This is a genomic window from Variovorax sp. 01N429 (genome assembly GCF_056399425.1).
In genome coordinates this window covers 147,399-165,289 of sequence record NZ_JBFTRG010000009.1, presented here as the reverse complement: position 1 = coordinate 165,289, position 17,891 = coordinate 147,399, and the positions used below count along the sequence as shown (strand labels likewise).

Annotated in this window: 20 protein-coding genes; 12 read left to right on the top strand and 8 right to left on the bottom strand. The window is 62.9% G+C overall.

Translation table 11 applies throughout. The features are described from left to right. Position 1: 1 nt before the first annotated feature. Positions 2-406, top strand: coding sequence for a hypothetical protein (locus AC1DSF_RS17730; protein ID WP_478183177.1), 405 nt, complete (start codon positions 2-4; stop codon positions 404-406). Positions 407-433: 27 nt separating this feature from the next. After that, the gene (locus tag AC1DSF_RS17725; RefSeq protein ID WP_478125755.1) at positions 434-988 is read left to right on the top strand and encodes a DedA family protein; all 555 of its coding nucleotides are present in this window, start codon (positions 434-436) and stop codon (positions 986-988) included. A 4-nt stretch (positions 989-992) separates the two neighbouring features. On the opposite strand, the gene AC1DSF_RS17720 is transcribed toward AC1DSF_RS17725, so the two are convergent. Then, complete coding sequence (locus AC1DSF_RS17720; protein ID WP_478125754.1) at positions 993-2,321, bottom strand: MFS transporter; 1,329 nt, start codon at positions 2,319-2,321, stop codon at positions 993-995. Between the two features lie 150 nt (positions 2,322-2,471). Between AC1DSF_RS17720 and cyoA the strand changes: the two genes are divergently transcribed. Genes cyoA through AC1DSF_RS17685 form a run of 7 tightly spaced genes read left to right on the top strand, consistent with a single transcriptional unit; the run spans position 2,472 to position 9,221 of the window. After that, positions 2,472-3,536, top strand: coding sequence for a ubiquinol oxidase subunit II (gene cyoA / locus AC1DSF_RS17715; RefSeq protein WP_478125753.1), 1,065 nt, complete (start codon positions 2,472-2,474; stop codon positions 3,534-3,536). 2 nt (positions 3,537-3,538) lie between these two features. Then, positions 3,539-5,542, top strand: coding sequence for a cytochrome o ubiquinol oxidase subunit I (cyoB, locus tag AC1DSF_RS17710; protein ID WP_478125752.1), 2,004 nt, complete (start codon positions 3,539-3,541; stop codon positions 5,540-5,542). Beyond that, entirely contained in the window at positions 5,535-6,176 is a 642-nt protein-coding gene (gene cyoC / locus AC1DSF_RS17705) for a cytochrome o ubiquinol oxidase subunit III (protein WP_478125751.1), read from the top strand. The genes cyoB and cyoC overlap by 8 nt, the downstream gene beginning before the upstream one ends. Then, complete coding sequence (gene cyoD / locus AC1DSF_RS17700) at positions 6,173-6,571, top strand: cytochrome o ubiquinol oxidase subunit IV (RefSeq protein WP_478125750.1); 399 nt, start codon at positions 6,173-6,175, stop codon at positions 6,569-6,571. Before cyoC ends, cyoD begins: the two co-directional genes overlap by 4 nt. Beyond that, positions 6,568-7,362: an SURF1 family protein gene (locus tag AC1DSF_RS17695; protein ID WP_478125749.1), complete on the top strand. Its 795-nt coding sequence runs from the start codon at positions 6,568-6,570 to the stop codon at positions 7,360-7,362. Before cyoD ends, AC1DSF_RS17695 begins: the two co-directional genes overlap by 4 nt. Beyond that, the gene (locus tag AC1DSF_RS17690; protein WP_478125748.1) at positions 7,355-8,689 is read left to right on the top strand and encodes an ATP-binding protein; all 1,335 of its coding nucleotides are present in this window, start codon (positions 7,355-7,357) and stop codon (positions 8,687-8,689) included. Before AC1DSF_RS17695 ends, AC1DSF_RS17690 begins: the two co-directional genes overlap by 8 nt. Continuing rightward, the gene (locus AC1DSF_RS17685; RefSeq protein WP_478125747.1) at positions 8,679-9,221 is read left to right on the top strand and encodes a response regulator transcription factor; all 543 of its coding nucleotides are present in this window, start codon (positions 8,679-8,681) and stop codon (positions 9,219-9,221) included. The genes AC1DSF_RS17690 and AC1DSF_RS17685 overlap by 11 nt, the downstream gene beginning before the upstream one ends. A gap of 12 nt (positions 9,222-9,233) precedes the next feature. On the opposite strand, the gene AC1DSF_RS17680 is transcribed toward AC1DSF_RS17685, so the two are convergent. Both AC1DSF_RS17680 and AC1DSF_RS17675 read right to left on the bottom strand, forming a co-directional pair. Further along, on the bottom strand, positions 9,234-9,767 hold the full coding sequence (locus AC1DSF_RS17680; RefSeq protein ID WP_478125746.1) for a GAF domain-containing protein: 534 nt from the start codon (positions 9,765-9,767) through the stop codon (positions 9,234-9,236). A gap of 72 nt (positions 9,768-9,839) precedes the next feature. Beyond that, positions 9,840-10,025, bottom strand: a complete 186-nt coding sequence (locus AC1DSF_RS17675; RefSeq protein ID WP_478125745.1) for a hypothetical protein — start codon at positions 10,023-10,025, stop codon at positions 9,840-9,842. 149 nt (positions 10,026-10,174) lie between these two features. On the opposite strand from AC1DSF_RS17675, the gene AC1DSF_RS17670 reads away from it, so the two are divergent. Both AC1DSF_RS17670 and AC1DSF_RS17665 read left to right on the top strand, forming a co-directional pair. Beyond that, a complete protein-coding gene (locus AC1DSF_RS17670) occupies positions 10,175-11,599 on the top strand; it encodes a DHA2 family efflux MFS transporter permease subunit (RefSeq protein ID WP_478125744.1) in 1,425 nt (474 codons plus the stop codon). A 46-nt stretch (positions 11,600-11,645) separates the two neighbouring features. Then, positions 11,646-11,870, top strand: coding sequence for a hypothetical protein (locus tag AC1DSF_RS17665; protein ID WP_478125743.1), 225 nt, complete (start codon positions 11,646-11,648; stop codon positions 11,868-11,870). Here the strand turns inward: AC1DSF_RS17665 and AC1DSF_RS17660 are convergent. Further along, a complete protein-coding gene (locus AC1DSF_RS17660; protein WP_478125742.1) occupies positions 11,867-13,090 on the bottom strand; it encodes an NAD(P)/FAD-dependent oxidoreductase in 1,224 nt (407 codons plus the stop codon). The genes AC1DSF_RS17665 and AC1DSF_RS17660 overlap by 4 nt on opposite strands. 268 nt (positions 13,091-13,358) lie before the next feature. Between AC1DSF_RS17660 and AC1DSF_RS17655 the strand changes: the two genes are divergently transcribed. Further along, positions 13,359-14,093 (top strand): RibD family protein, encoded by a 735-nt coding sequence (locus AC1DSF_RS17655; RefSeq protein ID WP_478125741.1) that lies wholly within the window; start codon positions 13,359-13,361, stop codon positions 14,091-14,093. Positions 14,094-14,487: 394 nt separating this feature from the next. Here AC1DSF_RS17655 and AC1DSF_RS17650 read toward each other — a convergent pair whose 3' ends face one another. Genes AC1DSF_RS17650 through AC1DSF_RS17635 form a run of 4 tightly spaced genes read right to left on the bottom strand, consistent with a single transcriptional unit; the run spans position 14,488 to position 17,870 of the window. Next, a complete protein-coding gene (locus tag AC1DSF_RS17650; RefSeq protein ID WP_478125740.1) occupies positions 14,488-15,369 on the bottom strand; it encodes a hypothetical protein in 882 nt (293 codons plus the stop codon). Continuing rightward, a complete protein-coding gene (locus AC1DSF_RS17645) occupies positions 15,366-16,412 on the bottom strand; it encodes a glycosyltransferase family 4 protein (RefSeq protein ID WP_478125739.1) in 1,047 nt (348 codons plus the stop codon). The genes AC1DSF_RS17650 and AC1DSF_RS17645 overlap by 4 nt, the downstream gene beginning before the upstream one ends. Positions 16,413-16,432: 20 nt before the next feature. After that, positions 16,433-16,846 carry a 6-pyruvoyl trahydropterin synthase family protein gene (locus AC1DSF_RS17640; protein WP_478125738.1) on the bottom strand — a complete coding sequence of 138 codons (414 nt, stop codon included), beginning with the start codon at positions 16,844-16,846 and terminating at the stop codon, positions 16,433-16,435. A 25-nt stretch (positions 16,847-16,871) separates the two neighbouring features. After that, entirely contained in the window at positions 16,872-17,870 is a 999-nt protein-coding gene (locus AC1DSF_RS17635; RefSeq protein ID WP_478125737.1) for a zinc-dependent alcohol dehydrogenase, read from the bottom strand. Positions 17,871-17,891 lie beyond the last annotated feature (21 nt).

The window sequence follows — 17,891 nt, the reverse complement described above, 5'->3', positions numbered from 1 at the left end:
AATGAAGATTCTTGCCTCGACGGCGGCAGCGGCCGCCGGCCTGCTGCTGACGCTGAGCGCCAGCGCGCAGGTTTTCGGAACCGACAACAGTGCGGCCGCACGCGCCGAACGGAACAAGCAAGGGGCCGAGGCCGCAAGGGGCCCCCAGATGAGTGAAGGTGATCCCATCCCTGCGGCCGAGCCCCGCTTCTCGCCCGAGCAACGTGCAGCCGCACGCGCTCAGCGCCGCAGCATCGGCGAGGAAGCAGCGAGAGGTCCGCAATTGGGCGAAGGCAATCCCGTTCCCAACGCACGCGCGCCCGTACAGAGCACCGATCGCTCTTCGGCCCGAAGGACGCGCGCCGGCGAAGCAACACGCGCGAACAAGGAAGGGGAGATCAAGTCGAAGGGCGAGACGAGCTACTGACACCATTCTTCCCGGCATCATTCGGGCATGCATCTGTCAGAACTGCTCCAGAACTACGGCTATCCCGTGGTGTTTTTCGCCGGGCTGTTCGAGGGCGAGACGATCCTGATGCTGGGCGCCTTTGCGGTGCATCAGGGCTATCTTTCGCTAGGTCCCTTGATTGCTTGCGGCGCAGCGTCGGCCTTCCTGACTGACCAGTTCTATTTCCACCTGAGCCGCCGCAAGGGGTTGGAACTGCTTGCAAACCGTCCCAAGCTGCGCGTTCACATTGAGCGGGTGAACGGGTTTGTCTCGCGCCATCCTGTGGCGACGATTTTCCTGATGCGTTTTGCATGGGGCTTGCGCATCGCGATGCCGGCGACGCTCGGTATGGGCCGGATGTCGGCCTTGCTTTACGCCGGCCTCTGCGCGGTGGCTGCAGTCGTCTGGTCCACGGTCGTGGTGCTGTTTGGCGTCAAGCTCATGGGCTGGGTGCATTCGTGGGTCGGGCACTTTCGACCCTACGAACACAAGCTGATTCTGGCGGCGCTCGTGATTACGCTGGCAGTAGCGCTCTTCAAGCAGTGGCGCGTCCGCCGTTGATCGGCTATTCGCGGATTTCGAGCGCCCGGTTAATGCGCAGGGCCACGAGAGTGCAGACGGCGCCTGAAAGCAGATAGACACTGACGTAACCGAGTCCGAAGTGCGACGAAAGGCCCAGCGCCACCAGCGGCGCGAAAGCGGCGCCGATCAGCCATGCCAGATCGGAAGTCAACGCAGCGCCCGTGTAGCGGTACTTCGCCTCGAAATTCGCGGTGACGGCACCCGCCGCCTGTCCGTACGACAAGCCCAGAATCACGAAGCCCACTAGGATGAACACGTCCTGGCCAAGGCGACCGCCATCCAGAAGCGTTGGCGCAAAACCGCTGAACACTGCAATGAGCACCGCAAGGCTGCCGAGCGTGTTACGCCGGCCCATCCGGTCGGCAATCAGGCCCGAAGCAACGATGCCGATGGCCCCGAGCACGGCGCCGACCATCTGCACCAAAAGGAACTCGGTGATCGACTGCGTCGAGTACAGCGTGATCCACGAGAGCGGGAAAACGGTGATCAGGTGGAACAGCGCATAGCTTGCCAGAGCCGCAAAGGCGCCAATGACGATGTTGTAGCCCTGCGAGCGCGTCATCTCGACCACGTCGGTCGGCTGAAGTTCACGCGCCTCGAGCAAGCGATCGTATTCGTTGGTCGAGACCAGCCTGAGGCGCGCGAACAACGCGACCACGTTGATCGCAAAAGCCACGTAAAAGGTGTAACGCCATCCCCAGTCGAGAAAGTCCTCGAGCGAGAGGCTCGAATAGAGAAACGCAAACAGCGCGCTCGCCAGGAAGAAACCAACAGGGGCGCCCAGTTGACCAAGCATCGCGTACCACCCGCGGCGATTCGCGGGGGCATTGAGCGCCAGCAGCGAAGGGAGCCCATCCCACGAACCACCCAGCGCCAGCCCCTGCCCGACACGCAGGAGCGACAGCAGGATGATCGACGTGAAACCGATGCTCGCGTAGCCCGGAAGAAAGGCCATGCCCGCCGTCGATATGCCCAGCAGGAACAGCGCGATTGTCAGTTTGGCCTCGCGCCCGAAGCGGCGCTGGACAGTCATCGATATGACGGTGCCAAAGGGACGGGCAATGAACGCGAACGAAAAGATCGTGAAGGCGAAGAGAATCCCTTCGAGGCGATTTTCGAAAGGAAAGAACACCGCCGGAAAGACCAGGACCGAGGCGATCCCATAGACGAAGAAGTCGAAATACTCCGACGCGCGCCCAATCACCACGCCAACGGCGATCTCCGAAGGTGTGACGTGTGAGTGGTCCGAGTCGCCCCCATGAAGGGTCGAGTTCAGTTCGTGTTCGGTGCTACTGATGCCTGACATCGTCATTTCTGCTCTGGTTCGTGTGTCGTCAAGTGGACTTCGCGAGCGTCTCACCGAATCGGGATTGCCGCCATAGGACAAAACGTCCAATATCCGGCGCAGGCCAAACCAAGTAGATTCTGGACTCTTTGCCCAGCAAACGCACCATTCTCCGGCATGCCTCCCCTCAAGAACTTTCGCGGACTACTCTTGCTCCCGCTCGCCATGTTGGCGGGGTGCAACACGGTGGTTCTGAATTCGTCCGGCGATATCGCCCGTCAGCAAGGTCAGCTCATCGTCATCTCAACGGTGTTGATGCTGCTCATCATCGTGCCGGTCATCGGCCTGACCATCTTCTTCGCCTGGAAATACCGACAGTCGAACAAGGAAGCCAAGTACTCGCCGGAATGGGACCATTCCACCGAACTCGAACTGGCCATCTGGGCAGCCCCGCTGCTCATCATCATCGCGCTGGGTGCCATCACCTGGATCAGCACTCACACACTGGATCCCTATCGCCCATTGAGGCGGATCGAAGCCGGGCGGCCGGTGCCTGACGACGTCAAGCCACTCACGGTCGAAGTGGTCGCACTCGACTGGAAGTGGCTCTTCATCTATCCCGAGCAAGGCATCGCGAGCGTCAACGAGATGGCGGCGCCGGTCGATCGGCCGATCGTCTTCAAGATCACGGCCTCTTCGGTCATGAATTCGTTCTACATCCCGGCGCTGGCTGGCCAGATCTACGCGATGCCTTCCATGGAGACCAAGCTCAACGCGGTCATCAACCAGCCGGGCGAGTTCGAGGGCTTCTCCGCCAACTACAGCGGCGCTGGGTTCTCGAACATGCGCTTCAAGTTCCATGGCGTGAGCGAAGCCGATTTCGAACAGTGGGTCCAGAAGGCCAAGTCCAGCAACAGTGCCCTGACCCGCGCGGTGTACCAGGAACTGGAGCGCCCGAGCGAGCGCGACCCGATTCGTCATTTCGGCACGGTCGAAAGCGATCTCTACCAAGCGATCCTGAATCGCTGCGTGGACCGGAACAAGATGTGCATTCATCAAATGATGGCCATCGATGCAGGCGGCGGCGTGGCCGGGCCTGCCGGCACCTTCAACGTCACCTCGCGCCCCTGGCAACCTGACGGGAAGAATTCGCCTCTTCGCACCTACGTCGCAGCCATGTGCACTCCCAATGACCCGGTCGGCCTGTCGGTCCCGAGTACCAACCTTCGCATCCAAGAGTAACGATGCCTGAACATCTAGATTTGACGAGGCTGATCTTCGGCCGCCTCACCTGGGACGCGATTCCCTTTCACGAGCCGATTCTTCTTGCGACGTTCATCGGTGTTGCGATTGGCGGCCTGGCCATTCTCGGCGCGCTGACCTACTTCCGTCTCTGGGGCCCGTTGTGGCGCGACTGGTTCACCAGCATCGACCACAAGCGAATCGGCATCATGTACATCATTCTCGGCCTGGTGATGCTGCTGCGCGGTTTTGCCGACGCGATCATGATGCGCGCCCAGCAGGCGGTCGCATTCGGCGACCAGGCCGGATTCCTGCCGCCGCACCACTACGACCAGATCTTCACGGCCCACGGCGTGATCATGATCTTCTTCGTCGCCATGCCGCTCGTCACCGGCATGATGAACTACATCGTGCCGCTGCAGATCGGCGCGCGCGACGTGGCCTTTCCGTTCCTGAACAACTTCAGTTTTTGGATGACCACCTTCGGCGCGGCGCTCGTCATGGCGTCGCTGTTCGTCGGGGAATTCGCGCGCACCGGCTGGTTGGCGTATCCGCCGCTGTCGGGGCTGCAGTTCAGTCCCGACGTGGGCGTCGACTACTACATATGGTCGTTGCAGATCGCGGGGGTCGGTACCTTGCTGTCAGGGGTCAACCTGATCGCCACCATCGTGAAGATGCGCGCTCCGGGCATGACGCTGATGAAGATGCCGATCTTCACCTGGACCGCCCTTTGCACCAACATCCTGATCGTCGCTGCCTTCCCTGTGCTGACCGCCGTGCTCGCGCTGCTGTCGCTCGACCGCTACGTCGGAACGAACTTCTTCACGAACGACTTCGGCGGCAACCCGATGATGTACGTGAACCTGATCTGGATCTGGGGCCACCCAGAGGTCTACATCCTGATCCTTCCAGCGTTCGGCATCTTCTCCGAGATCGTCGCCACGTTCTGCGGCAAGCGGCTCTTCGGTTATGCGTCGATGGTCTACGCGACGCTCGTGATCACGATTCTTTCGTACCTCGTCTGGCTGCACCACTTCTTCACGATGGGCTCCGGGGCGAGCGTCAACTCGTTCTTCGGCATCACGACGATGATCATCTCGATCCCCACCGGAGCGAAGATCTTCAATTGGCTGTTCACCATGTACAAGGGCCGCATTCGCTTCGAGCTGCCAATGATGTGGACGATCGCCTTCATGATCACCTTCGTCATCGGCGGCATGACGGGCGTGCTGCTTGCAGTGCCTCCGGCTGACTTCGTGCTGCACAACAGCCTCTTCCTGATCGCGCACTTCCACAACGTGATCATCGGTGGCGTGCTGTTCGGCATGCTGGCCGGTATCACCTACTGGTTCCCGAAGGCGTTCGGCTACAAGCTCGATCCCTTCTGGGGCAAGTGCTCGTTCTGGTTCTGGGTCGTCGGCTTCTATCTCGCCTTCATGCCGCTCTATGTCCTGGGTTTGATGGGCGTCACGCGCCGCTTGAACCATTTCGATGATCCTTCGCTGCAGATCTGGTTCCAGATCGCCGCGCTGGGCGCCGTGCTGATCGCAGTGGGCATTGCCTGCCTGATCATCCAGTTCGTGGTGAGCTACCTTCGCCGGGACCAGCTTCGCGACTTCACTGGTGATCCGTGGAATGGCCGTACGCTCGAATGGTCGACCTCGTCGCCCCCGCCCGCCTACAACTTCGCGTTCACGCCCCGCGTGCATGAAAACGACGCCTGGGACGACATGAAGAAGCACGGCTACACCCGGCCGCTCGAGGGATTCATTCCCATCCACATGCCGAAGAACACCGGCGCCGGTTTCATCATCGCCGCGCTCGCGGCGGTCTGCGGCTTCGCGCTCATCTGGCAAATGTGGCTGGTTGCGGGCATCGGCTTTTTCTCGATGCTTGCCGCAGTGATCATCCATACCTTCAACTACAAGCGCGACTATCACGTCCCGGCGGACGAAGTCGTCCGCACCGAAGGCGATCGCACTCGCCTCCTGGCCGCCCATGTCTGACGTTACTGCCCTCTCCCCTGCCGGCGCCCTGAGCGCCAACCCGAGTTCGCGCTTCTACCTGCGCGACGAACACCATCCCGAAAACGGGACGATGCTCGGCTTCTGGCTCTACCTGATGAGCGACTGCCTGGTGTTCGCGTGCCTGTTCGCGATCTACGGCGTCCTTGGCCGCAGCTTTGCGGCAGGCCCGTCGGGCGCCGACTTGTTCGATCTGCCGCTGGTGGCGCTGAACACCTCCTTGCTGCTGCTGTCGTCGATCACCTACGGGTTCGCGATGATCGAGATGCAGCGCAGCCGCGTGAAAGCCACAATGATCTGGCTGCTGGTGACCGGCCTGCTCGGCGCCGGCTTTATCGGCATCGAGCTCTACGAATTCGCGCACCTGATCCACGAAGGCAACGGTCCGCAGCGCAGCGCGTTCCTTTCGTCGTTCTTCGCGCTGGTGGCGACGCACGGTCTGCACGTGACCTTCGGCATCGTCTGGCTCATCACGCTCATGGTGCAGGTGGGCAAGCACGGCTTCATCGCCGCGAACCGTCGCCGGCTGATGTGCCTGTCGATGTTCTGGCACTTTCTGGACGTCGTCTGGATCGGCGTCTTCACCTTCGTGTACCTGATGGGAGTGCTGCCATGAGCGCGCATGACGAAATCTCCGCCCATGACGACCATCACGGCGATCACCACGGCCATGACGATGGCGCGCCCCATTCGACGTTCAAGGGCTACATGACGGGTTTCGTGCTGTCGGTGATCCTGACGGCAATTCCGTTCTGGCTTGTGATGGGCAACGTCTTCGAGAAGTCCAGTGTCACGGCCTTGGTGATTCTCGGTTTTGCCGCGGTGCAGATCGTGGTGCACATGGTGTACTTCCTGCACATGAACGCGAAGTCCGAGAACGGTTGGACGATGCTGGCGTTGATCTTCACTGTGGTGCTGGTCGTGATTACGCTGAGCGGGTCGTTGTGGGTGATGTACCACCTCAACCACAACATGATGCCGGGCATGACCGACATGCACAAGATGCCTTGAACGAGCGCGGTCCCCGTTCCGCGCCGGTCCTGGTTGCGCTCGCGCTCTGCGCAGCGCTGATGTTCGCGGGCTTCGTCGCGCTCGGGGTCTGGCAACTCGAGCGACGGGCCTGGAAGCTCGACCTTATCGAGCGTGTCGATCAGCGAGTGCATGCACCCGCCGTTATTGCGCCCAGCCCGGACGAATGGCCGCAGGTGAATGCAGCCGCCGACGAATATCGGCGCGTCACGGCGACGGGCACATTTCTCCACGACCGGGAAACATTGGTTCAAGCGACCACAGCGCTCGGCGGCGGCTATTGGGTACTGACGCCGCTGCGCGCCGCCGATGGCAGCGTATTGCTGGTCAATCGCGGCTTTGTTCCGCCCGAAAGCCGCGATCGCGCCACTCGCAGTGCCAACGAGCCAACGGGCGAGACGACCGTCGTCGGCCTCCTGCGAATGTCCGAACCTGGCGGCAGCTTCATGCGCAAGAACGACCCCGCCGCAAACCGCTGGTATTCGCGTGACGTCCAGGCCATCGCAACCGCCCGCGGCCTGACGCTCGTGGCGCCCTACTTCGTGGATGCCGAACCCGCTCAACGTGCCGGTGCCGCATCGGCCGGCAATGGGAATCGGCCTGTGGGCGGACTGACGGTGATCGAATTCCCGAACAGCCATCTGACGTACGCAGTCACGTGGTTTGCCCTGGCCCTGATGATCGCCTGCGCCGCCTGGTACGTGGGACGTGATGAACTTCGCCTGCGGCGAAATCCGATGGCCCGAACGAACGAAGATGCCATCCATGACTGAAGGCAGGCGCACGGGGGACGCGACCGGGCTCAAGAACATGCAGCAGTTGATCCAGCTGCGCTGGATCGCGGTGGTCGGGCAGGTGGCCACCATCATGGTCGTGCATTTCGGGTTCGAAATCCACCTGCCGCTCGACCAGATGCTGGCGGTGTTGGCCTGCCTTGCAGCCTTCAATGCTGCCAGCCAACTGCGGTGGCGCATCCACAGGGACGTGACCAACACAGAGCTTTTCGTTGCGCTGCTGGTGGACGTCGCCATGTTGACGGCCCAGCTGTATCTCAGCGGCGGCGCGACGAATCCCTTCGTCTTCCTCTATTTGCTGCAGGTGATCCTGGGCGCGGTGTTGCTCGACGCGTGGTCGACCTGGACGATGGTCGGCATCACGACCGCCTGCTTCGCCGGTCTTGCACTCTTTTCGGAGCCGCTCGCACTTCCGCGCTCCTACAGCCAAGGCTTGTTCAGCCCCTTCGTCATCGGGATGTTGATCTGCTTTGCGCTCATAGCCGCGCTGCTGGTGATCTTCATCACCCGGATCAGCCGGATCTTGCGCGGACGCGACGCGCGGCTGGCAGACCTGCGCCAACGCGCCGCCGAGGAAGAGCACATCGTGCGCATGGGCCTCCTGGCGTCGGGTGCCGCGCACGAACTGGGCACGCCGCTTGCCACGCTGGCGGTGATCCTGGGCGATTGGCGACGACTGCCGCACTTCACTTCCGATCCCGAACTGCTCGATGAGGTCACTGAGATGCAGGCCCAGGTCCAGCGCTGTAAAACCATCCTGACGGGCATCCTGCTGTCGGCCGGCGAGGCGCGCGGGGAAAATTCGGAAGAGACGACCGTCAGCACCTTTCTCGACGACCTCGTCGAAGAATGGCGAACGACGCGCGCCGCCGCTTCCTTTGCTTATGAAAACCGGTTCGGCCACGACCTGCCCATGGTCTCGGATTCGGCACTCAAGCAGATGATCTACAACGTGCTGGACAATGCCCTGGAGGCTTCGCCGCACTGGCTCGGCCTCGTCGCCGCGCATGACGGCGACGCGTTGACACTGACGGTGATCGATGTCGGCCCCGGCTTCGCGCCCGAGATGCTCGCTCAATTCGGCAAGCCCTATCAGTCGAGCAAGGGTCGGCCCGGCGGCGGACTCGGTCTCTTCCTGGTGGTCAACGTGGCGCGCACGCTCGGCGGAAGCGTCACTGCACGCAACCGGCCCGAAGGCGGTGCGGTCGTGACGCTGACGCTGCCGCTCGCTTCAATCACTCTCGAAGAAGACGAAGAGAGCGACCAGAGCGAACAGAGCAAAGAGGACAACCCACATGGAAGCTGAAGCTGAACGCCTGCTCTTGATCGTGGAAGACGATGCCGCCTTTGCGCGCACGCTGGGCCGCTCGTTCGAACGCCGGGGCTATTCGGTCATGCTCGCGGCGAACCTCGAGCAGGTGACCGAGCTCCTGCGTGAGCACTCGCCCGGCTATGCCGTCGTCGATCTCAAGCTCAATGGCGACGCCTCGGGCCTTACCTGCGTGCAGACACTGAACACGCACGACCCTTCCATGCTGATCGTGGTCCTCACCGGTTTTGCCAGTATTGCGACCGCCGTCGAGGCGATCAAGCTCGGTGCCTGCCATTACCTGGCGAAGCCGTCGAATACCGACGACATCGAGGCGGCGTTCGGGCGGGCCGAGGGCAACGTTGAAGTCGAACTGACCAACCGCTCGACGTCCATCAAGACCCTGGAATGGGAGCGCATCCACGAGACGCTCGCCGAAACGGGTTTCAACATCTCGGAGACTGCGCGCAGGTTGGGGATGCACCGACGAACGCTGGCCCGCAAGCTCGGCAAGCAGCGCGTCAAATAGTTCGCTGCCGCGCTACTCGATACCTTCAGCCTGGGCCAACAGCCTTGCTGTGGCATTGGCAGCCATCTCCAGGCGCTTCACGTCGCGTTCGCCCAGATCCGAGCGGGGCTCGAAGCTGAATCCGCACAGCACGCCATACAGCGTTCCGTCGGAGAACAGCACCGGCACACCGATATGCGCGCCCATGCCATGGTAGTAGTCCGGCAAACCGTTCGCGACACGCGCGCTCGTCACGTCCGGTATCAGACATGGCATCTGCCCGTCGACGATTCGTTGGCAGATGCTTTCAATGCGCGGGTGCGAATCACCGGGCCGAATGATCGCGTCAATACTCTTGGAGGAGATTTGCCGGAATACGCGATTGCCGTCGACGAACTGGCCCACGAAGACGACCTCGAGATTGAGTTGCTCTCGAATCACGCGCAGAAGGCTCGCGATGCTCCGCTCGGTCAGGCTGCCATGGCCGCCGCCTTCCGCAGTGATCGCAGCTATCTCCCCGGCCCAGATGTCCAATTCGCCAGGCTCGCCTCCGGATGTTGTGCTCATCGAGTCTCCTTTTGAGGAGCGATCCTACGTCACGGGCTCCACCGGATTGCGCTCACCGCAAAAGCCCGCGGCCTACCGCACCAGATATCTGAAAGCCACGACCGCCGCGATGCCGACCGCCACGAAGAAAAACAGCCGGCCCCACCGCACCACAGGCTCGCCATTGCCGGACATTTCGCTGCGATGCAAACCTGAAAACGACGTGGTATCGGGCTTGTCTCGGTGCCAGTCATGAAAGTTATCGCGGTCGGTGTTCATGTAATACATTTTAACTACCGTTACCTACAAACTTACAAGCCCCAGAGTGCCGTCGGGTGCAATGTTCGCGATCGGCAGATGTGGACCTTGCTCAACCTCTCTGATAAGGTTTGTGGATGCTGTACACAAACGCCGCGAAACCCCACCCCATGGACAACCGCAAACGCTGGCTCGCACTGATGGTGCTCTGCCTCGGCGTTCTCATGATCGTGCTGGACACCACGATCGTGAACGTCGCCCTGCCCTCGATCCGCGAGGACTTGGGCTTTTCTGAAACCGCCCTCGTCTGGGTCGTGAACGCCTACATGCTCACCTTCGGCGGATTCCTTCTGCTGGGCGGCCGCCTCGGCGATCTCTTCGGCCATCGGCGGCTGTTCCTGGCCGGAATCACGCTGTTCACCATTGCTTCATTGGCGTGCGGCCTCTCGAATTCCCAGTCCTTGCTCGTGGCGTCACGGGCCGTACAAGGGCTTGGCGGCGCAGTGGTTTCCGCCGTGGCGCTTTCGCTGATCATGAATCTCTTTACCGAGCCCTCGGAGCGTGCCAAGGCGATGGGCGTGTACGGATTCGTGTGCGCCGGCGGCGGCAGCATCGGCGTACTGCTGGGCGGCTTGCTGACGGGCGCTTTGAGCTGGCACTGGATCTTCCTGGTCAACCTGCCGATCGGGGTGGCCGTGTACGCGCTGTGCCTGATGCTCCTGCCAGACTCGCCCGGGCAGGCCGCCGGCGAACGGCTGGACGTCGGCGGTGCGGTCGCGATCACGGCGTCGTTGATGCTGGCCGTCTATGCGATCGTGAATGGCAACGAGGCCGGCTGGACTTCGGCGCAGACCCTTGTTCTGCTGGGCATCGCGGCGGCGCTGCTTGCGATCTTTCTCGTCATCGAGTCCCGGGTGCAGCACCCGCTGATGCCTCTGCGCCTTTTTCGCCTTCGCAATGTGTCGACCGCCAACGTGATCGGGGTGCTTTGGGCCGCCGCGATGTTCGCGTGGTTCTTCATTTCGGCGCTGTACTTGCAACTCGTGCTGGGTTGCAGCCCGATGCAGGTGGGTCTCGCCTTCCTTCCGGCCAACCTGATCATGGCGGCCTTCTCTCTGGGGCTTTCGGCCAAGCTGGTGATGCGGTTCGGCAATCGTGCCCCACTGGCCTTCGGACTGCTGCTCGCCTCGGCCGGACTGGCCTTGTTCGCTCGCGCGCCAGTCGATGGGAGCTTCGTCGCTGACGTCCTGCCCGGAATGATCCTGCTGGGGCTCGGCGCCGGCATGGCGCTGAATCCGCTGCTGCTCGTGGCCATGGGCGACGTGTCACCAAGCGAATCGGGTCTCGCTTCAGGCGTCGTCAACACGGCGTTCATGATGGGCGGTGCGTTGGGCCTGGCGGTGCTCGCAAGCGTCGCCGCCGCAAGAACCGAAAGACTGGTTGCGCTCGGACTCGACATGCCTTCGGCACTCACGGGCGGCTATCACGCAGCCTTTCTGGCTGGCGCCTTCTTCGCGGCGATCGCCGCGGTGCTGGGTGCGGTGCTACTTCGTGGTCCGCAGCCGCAGGCCAGCGCGTTCGCGGCTGAAAGGTAGGCTTTGGCCTACAGAAAATCCGCCCGCGCACGCCCAGCATTGAGTCATGAAGAATCCCATCAAACTCGTTATCGACGAGCCTGCGCCTGGGTCTTATATCTGGACGCTGCTCGAAACCGACGCCACCGGCGCGCCGCACAAAGTCTTGCGAGCTGCCGAGTACGGGGCGGACACCTACGAAGCCGCGCTGGCCGCTGGCACGCGAATCATGGACGCCGAAATCCGAAAGAACGTCGCGGCACATTCAGAGTCCGGGAACGCTTCAGGCTAAGCCAGGAGCGTCTTCAACGGCACTGCAGGATCACTTGCAACAGCCGGGTCCGGACTGCGCCCCGCCTCCAGCAACTTCCTGCTCATCAAATGGTCGACCGGCGCGTTCACCGACTCGACACACCGCAGTTGCGCATCGACGTAGTGCAGCAACGAAAACGAAGCAGTGTTGGCGCCGGGGCGGCGGTATGTGGCGGCGCCCGGCTGCCTTTCCGGCGGCACCAGCCCGGCCATTTGGAGCCGGAGGCTGCCCTGGTCGGACCAGAACCACGGCACGGCGTCGTGCGGGCGCGCGGCACCCGTGAGGGTGGCCACCGCCGTGCGGGCTTGATCGTTCGCGTTCTGCACGGACTCGAGCCGCAGTGCGGCACCGGTGCGCCGGTCGGGAAAGCGCGTGCAGTCGCCCACCGCCAGAACGGCTTCATCGCTGGTCTGCATATAGGCGTCGACAACGATGCCGTCGGCACATTCGAGGCCCGCAGCTTGCGCCAGCCCCATTTCGGGCACTGCGCCAATGCCGAGAAGCAAAAGATCGATCGGCGCTTGATTTCCGTCGACTTCGATGGCCGTCAGGCGTTTGTCGGCGATGAAGGGTTGGCCGGACTGCACGCCCACGCGGATGTCCATGCCGGCCGAGCGATGAGTCGCCATGACGTGCGCAGAAAGCTCGGGCGACACTGCTCGGCTCAGGAGGCGCGCGGCGCTTTCCAGCACCACCACCTGCTTGCCCAGCGCGAGCGCGGTGGCTGCGACTTCGAGGCCGATGAAGCCACCGCCGAGCACGGTCACGTGCTGCGCAGCCGACAATTTGGCACGCAGTTGAACGGCATCGTCGGCGGCTCGCAAAAGCAATACGTTGTCCAGCCCGTCCAACGCAGCCAATCGCCGCGCTCGCGTACCCGTGGCGAGCACCAGGCGCCCCCAGTCAAGCACGGCGCCCGAGCGCATGGTGACGGTGCGTGCTGCGCGATCGATGGCCAATGCCGCATCGCCGAGATGCAGCGTGATGCCCGATTCGCCGTACCATGCCTGGGCGCGATGCAACTGGGGGGCCTCTTCGGGGCTTTTCAGGAAGGTCTTCGAAAGCGGCGGCCGGTGATAGGGGATCGCCGCCTCCTCGCAGACCAGATGCACTCGCGCTCCTTGCCCCGCCTCCACCAGACCGGCACAAAGTTGCGCAGCCGCGTGACCGCCGCCGATGATGACGATGTTCGAATTCATGGATGATTTCCGTGCTGTCAACGATCCGAGAAAGACGGATCCGACCCGACACTTTAGCCTCGCCATCAAACCAACCTGATGACCCACGAAGACATCGCTCACGCCGGAAAGTAGCCCAGTGAGCCGACGCCCCGAGTCAACTTCCTCCGTCCCCGGCGTGGATGCGCTTTGGCCTCTCTGCGTCGAAGTGGCGGCACGCCGCCGCGATGGGACAAAACCGGCTGACTCGGACGTCCCATTTGCCTGGGATGCATCGCGAGGCTTCAGGTTGCGTGGCCTGTGGCATGAGGACGCGATCGAATTGTTCGAGCTGTTCAAGCCGATGCTCGACCGCCCCCATGGAGGCGTCCCCTGGGTGATCGGGCAGTTGGGCCAGAGTCTTGACGGGTATGTCGCCACGCACAACGGTGATTCCAACTACGTGAATGGCCCGGAAGTCCTGAAGCACCTGCATCGGCTGCGCGCGCTGTGCGACGCCGTCATCGTCGGCGCAGGCACGGCCGCCACCGACAACCCGCAGCTCACGACACGCCTCGTAGCCGGCCAGCACCCCGTGCGTGTGCTGCTCGACCCGACTCTGCGTCTTCCGCCCACGCTGCGAGCGCTGACCGACGCACAGGCGCCGACCCTGCTCGCATGCGATGCCCGGCGCGTTGCCGAAGCCGTGGAACGCGTCGGTGCCGATCAGGTACTCGCCTTGGAAAATCTGGTCGACAGCTCAGGAGGCGTGAACCTGAAGGCCCTGCTGAACGGGCTTGCCGAGCGAGGGCTCAGGGTCTTGTTTGTCGAAGGCGGCGGCGTCACGGTTTCGCGCTTTGTTGCGCAGGGCTGCATGGACCGGCTCCACCTGAGCGTTGCTCCCGTGCTCATCGGCACGGGGCGACCCGGTCTAAGGCTTCCGCCCAGCACGGCGATGCGCGATTGTCCAAGGCCGCCCAGTCGCGTGTTTCGCATGGGTGACGATGTGCTTTGGGATTTGAATTTACGCGCAGCTCAGAAGTAGACCTGTAGATCTCTCCGGCTTGGGGAATTGAAATCTGCAATTTCGGAGGACAGATTGGCCCAATGGCTGGAATTGTTTATCCGGTCGTCGGAATGCGTCTGCGGAATTCCTCGCTCCGCAGACGCACGACCGGCAGCATTGGCAACCGAGCCGAGTGGCTCGCAATGCAATTCAATAGTTTTTTGCAGTCGCGGATGCAATATCTTTGCGATTTCTCCCGATCCGGCGACTCTATTGAATACCTCTTGCTGTGACAGCAAAAAGGATTCTATGAGCGGCACTGCGCCCAATCACGTGATCGCGGCGGAAATCAGATATTTCTCAAGGGCGAGGAATTGAGCTGCTCGAGTAAATCAAACGCTATTGCGACTAATCAGAATTTCTGAATATAAGTTCACGGAATGGCAAGAAGGTCCAGGTGGCCCACGGTCAGGCGGCTGCGACCTGTCAGGCGCATCCGCTGCGCCCTCCATTTGCTGACCAGCGCGTGGGCCGCAGGCGCCTGCTCGATTGCGGCATCATTCATTCCGTCCACCATGGCAGTGACCATTGCCGCAGCCTCGCCGTTGGCTCCCTCGATGCACCAGTCCGATGTTCTTTGAGCGACATTGAAACCGGCGGCGGTGAAGCGCTCCGCAGACAGCCGCGCGGCTTCGGCACCCATTGCAGGGCCGAAGCCCTTGGCTCCGCGCTGATGCGACATGAAAAACCCATGCACCTCTTCGTCCCCTTCGATGCCGGGGTCCCACGCCACGCGCCCATCCACAGTCAGGGCGAACAAAGCCGCCGCGTTCGCCGATTTCAGATGTCCTATCAATGCATCAAGCCATTCGATCGACACGAGATCGAGTAGCGCTGAAGCGGTGACGAGATGGGCCTTCGCAAAAGGGACGGCGTCCAACGCACCCGCGAGATCGATGCGCAAGGGTTGCACCTCTGCCGACCAGTCGACCCCCTCGATGCACAGGCCGCCCCCCGTTGCTTCAATCCCGAAGCCATGCACCCGCGCCCACGCACCCAATACGCCAGGCAGCGTGCTCAACAGCAGTGGATCGTGGTCTACGAGCAGCCAGCGCTGCGAACCGCGTAATCGCGGTGCGAGTTCGCGGAAATTGGCGCCGGTGCCGCAAGCCAGGTCCACGACCGTGAGTGCCGGACTGTCAGCACGCAGACGGCTTGCGAGTGCCGGCAAGTCGAAAGAAGCCGCCGCGGCCCGACGCGCCGCATGATCGAAGGGTTCGCGCATGGCGAGCCAATCGGCGCTGAAGCCGGTCATTCGTGGGCCGCCGACTGAAAGCGCGCGAGCGCTGCTGCAAATCGAACGGCGCTTTGCCGCCAACTGGGCAGCAGGCGGCCGGCAGCGCGGGCGCCCTCAGCCAATCCGGCCCGCCAGTCAGCGTCATCCATCAGGCGCCGCAAGGCCTCTCGCAATTCACCGCCGTCTCCGGGCGGTATCAGGACACCCGCTTCAGAGGGCACTGTGTCGGGAATGGCGCCGGCCCGCGAACTGATCACCGGTAGTCCCCGTGCAAGCGCCTCGGCCAGCGCCATGCCGTAGCCTTCGTGGAACGACGGCAGTACAAATACGTCTGCGGATTCGTACAGCGCATTCAGGCCGTTCTCGTCCTTCTCGCCATGGAGAATGACTCGCTCGCCCATTCCATGGTTTTGGATGGCGGACGAAAGCGCTGTGGCGCATTCCGGGTCCATGGTCAGGCTGCCGACGCAATTCAGCGACCAGCGCCGATCCATCAACCCTGCGAGCGCTTCGATCAAAAGACGGTGGCCCTTGCGCGGCGTCACGGTCGCGACGCAAAGAAGGTTCCATGCTTCGGAGCCGGAGCCGGAGCCGGTGGCCATCGCGGCCGGATCGGTCCCGGGCTCGACCACCGCGATGCGGGGCGATGAGACTCCATAGACTTCGAGCGCGCGTCCGGTCGAGGGACTGGTGACGATCACGCCTCGGGCCATTGCCAACGCCTTGCGCTCGCTTTCGAACACCGCGCGCCGCATCTCGTCAGACAGGCCCGTCTCCAACGCCAAGGGGTGATGCACCAGCGCGATCCATCGAATGCGCTGCGCATGCTCAGCCGCCAGGTCGGGCATGGCACCGAAAGCCAAGCCATCCACCACAGCCAAGGTGTCGTCCGGCAACGCCTCGACCCTGCGCCGTGCCAAGGCCAGCGCTTCGGCGCCGGGCGTAGGCCATCTTTCGCCGAGCGACACAACGTCGACCTTCCATCCTTCGGCACGCAAACCATCGACGATTCGGCGGTCATAGATATAGCCGCCGGTGCGAGTGCCAAGATCGCCCGGCACCAGAAAGCTGCAATGGGTGCTCAACGCGAGTGCGCTGGCAGCGCGCCCTCATAGGCCGCCCATGCGACGTGTGATTCATGCAGCTTCACTCGCAGTGACGACAAGCCGCTGGCGTGAGGCCCCAGTTCGCCCTTTTCGATGCGCGCCGCAACGCGATCGAAGATCACGCGGGCCATGAATTCCGTGGTCGTGTTCAGGCCCTCGAAGGCCGGATCGTCGTCGAGATTGCGCAGATTGAGCTCACTCACCACCGCGCGCAGCACCTCCGTTGCCAGGGCGATATCGACCACCACGCCGTCCGCATCCAGTTCGGCGCGGTGCAGTTCGAGATCGACGACATAGGTCGCCCCGTGCAGCCGTTGCGCGGGCCCGAATACATCGCCGCGGAAGCTGTGGGCAATCATGAAGTGATCTCGGACGTTGACGCTGTACATGCAGGCCTCCAGGTAGTGCGAAGTTTCAGGCGTAGTCAATGCGCTGGCACAGGGTGTCCGGCGCGCCGGCCGCCAAGCGGGCCAGCACTGCGGGCAGTTCGTCGAAAGCGGCAGTGTCGGTGATGAGTGCATCCAAAGCCGGTTCGCGCAAGAGCGACAACGCCAATGCGAGCCGCCGCTTGTGGCTCCAGCGTGCCCGCTGCGCCGGCGCCACATGCCCCACCTGCGAACTCTTGAGAACCAGGCGCCGCGAATGGAATCCCTCACCGAGCGGAAGCGCGACTTCACGCCGCCCATACCAGCTCAGTTCGACGACGGTCGCTTCGAATGCCGCCAAGCGCAAGGCGGTCACCAAACCTTGCGCGCGACCGCTCGCATGGACGACGAGGTCTGCATCGGGTGTTGCGTCGGTGGGACTCGCAAACGCGAGACCGAGCGCTTCGGCGATGGGGCGGCGCGATAGCAGTGTGTCGATCAGTTCCACCGTGCAGCCGGGCATCCGGCCCGCAAGCCACGCGACGAGCAGGCCGACCACACCTCCACCGACGACGGCAATGCGGTCGCCGACGCGCGGGGCAGCGTCCCACAGCGCATTGACCGCGGTTTCCATGCATGCGGCGAGCACCGCTCGGCCGGGAGGCACGTCATGCGGAAGCGGATGAACGGCCTCGGCTGGCACCACGTAATGAGTCTGATGCGGATAGAGGCAAAAGACAGCCCGGCCCTGCAATGCATCGGGGCCGTCCTCCACGATGCCAACGCTGGCGTAGCCGTACTTCACCGGCGCCGGAAAGTCGCCCTCCTGGAAGGGAGCGCGCATCCGTTCGAACTCGGACTCGGGCACCTCGCCGCGAAACACCAGCATCTCGGTGCCGCGACTGATGCCGCTGTGCAATGCGCGAATCCGCACGTCGCCGACGCCCGCCGCGTCACACGAGGCGGCTCGAATACCGGCGCGACCCGGCGCGTCGATCCAGCAGGCCCGAGCGTCGTTCGATTTCACGCGTGACGGATAGGCTGGCATGAAGCGGATCTTAGGGCGATG

Bases quoted from the DNA above. Each gene is read 5' to 3' on its own strand.
- AC1DSF_RS17730 (WP_478183177.1), top strand. From the start codon at position 2: ATGAAGATTCTTGCCTCGACGGCGGCAGCGGCCGCCGGCCTGCTGCTG.
- AC1DSF_RS17725 (WP_478125755.1), top strand. From the start codon at position 434: ATGCATCTGTCAGAACTGCTCCAGAACTACGGCTATCCCGTGGTGTTT.
- AC1DSF_RS17720 (WP_478125754.1), bottom strand. From the start codon at position 2,321: ATGACGATGTCAGGCATCAGTAGCACCGAACACGAACTGAACTCGACC.
- cyoA (WP_478125753.1), top strand. From the start codon at position 2,472: ATGCCTCCCCTCAAGAACTTTCGCGGACTACTCTTGCTCCCGCTCGCC.
- cyoB (WP_478125752.1), top strand. From the start codon at position 3,539: ATGCCTGAACATCTAGATTTGACGAGGCTGATCTTCGGCCGCCTCACC.
- cyoC (WP_478125751.1), top strand. From the start codon at position 5,535: ATGTCTGACGTTACTGCCCTCTCCCCTGCCGGCGCCCTGAGCGCCAAC.
- cyoD (WP_478125750.1), top strand. From the start codon at position 6,173: ATGAGCGCGCATGACGAAATCTCCGCCCATGACGACCATCACGGCGAT.
- AC1DSF_RS17690 (WP_478125748.1), top strand. From the start codon at position 7,355: ATGACTGAAGGCAGGCGCACGGGGGACGCGACCGGGCTCAAGAACATG.
- AC1DSF_RS17685 (WP_478125747.1), top strand. From the start codon at position 8,679: ATGGAAGCTGAAGCTGAACGCCTGCTCTTGATCGTGGAAGACGATGCC.
- AC1DSF_RS17680 (WP_478125746.1), bottom strand. From the start codon at position 9,767: ATGAGCACAACATCCGGAGGCGAGCCTGGCGAATTGGACATCTGGGCC.
- AC1DSF_RS17675 (WP_478125745.1), bottom strand. From the start codon at position 10,025: ATGAACACCGACCGCGATAACTTTCATGACTGGCACCGAGACAAGCCC.
- AC1DSF_RS17670 (WP_478125744.1), top strand. From the start codon at position 10,175: ATGGACAACCGCAAACGCTGGCTCGCACTGATGGTGCTCTGCCTCGGC.
- AC1DSF_RS17665 (WP_478125743.1), top strand. From the start codon at position 11,646: ATGAAGAATCCCATCAAACTCGTTATCGACGAGCCTGCGCCTGGGTCT.
- AC1DSF_RS17660 (WP_478125742.1), bottom strand. From the start codon at position 13,090: ATGAATTCGAACATCGTCATCATCGGCGGCGGTCACGCGGCTGCGCAA.
- AC1DSF_RS17650 (WP_478125740.1), bottom strand. From the start codon at position 15,369: ATGACCGGCTTCAGCGCCGATTGGCTCGCCATGCGCGAACCCTTCGAT.
- AC1DSF_RS17640 (WP_478125738.1), bottom strand. From the start codon at position 16,846: ATGTACAGCGTCAACGTCCGAGATCACTTCATGATTGCCCACAGCTTC.
- AC1DSF_RS17635 (WP_478125737.1), bottom strand. From the start codon at position 17,870: ATGCCAGCCTATCCGTCACGCGTGAAATCGAACGACGCTCGGGCCTGC.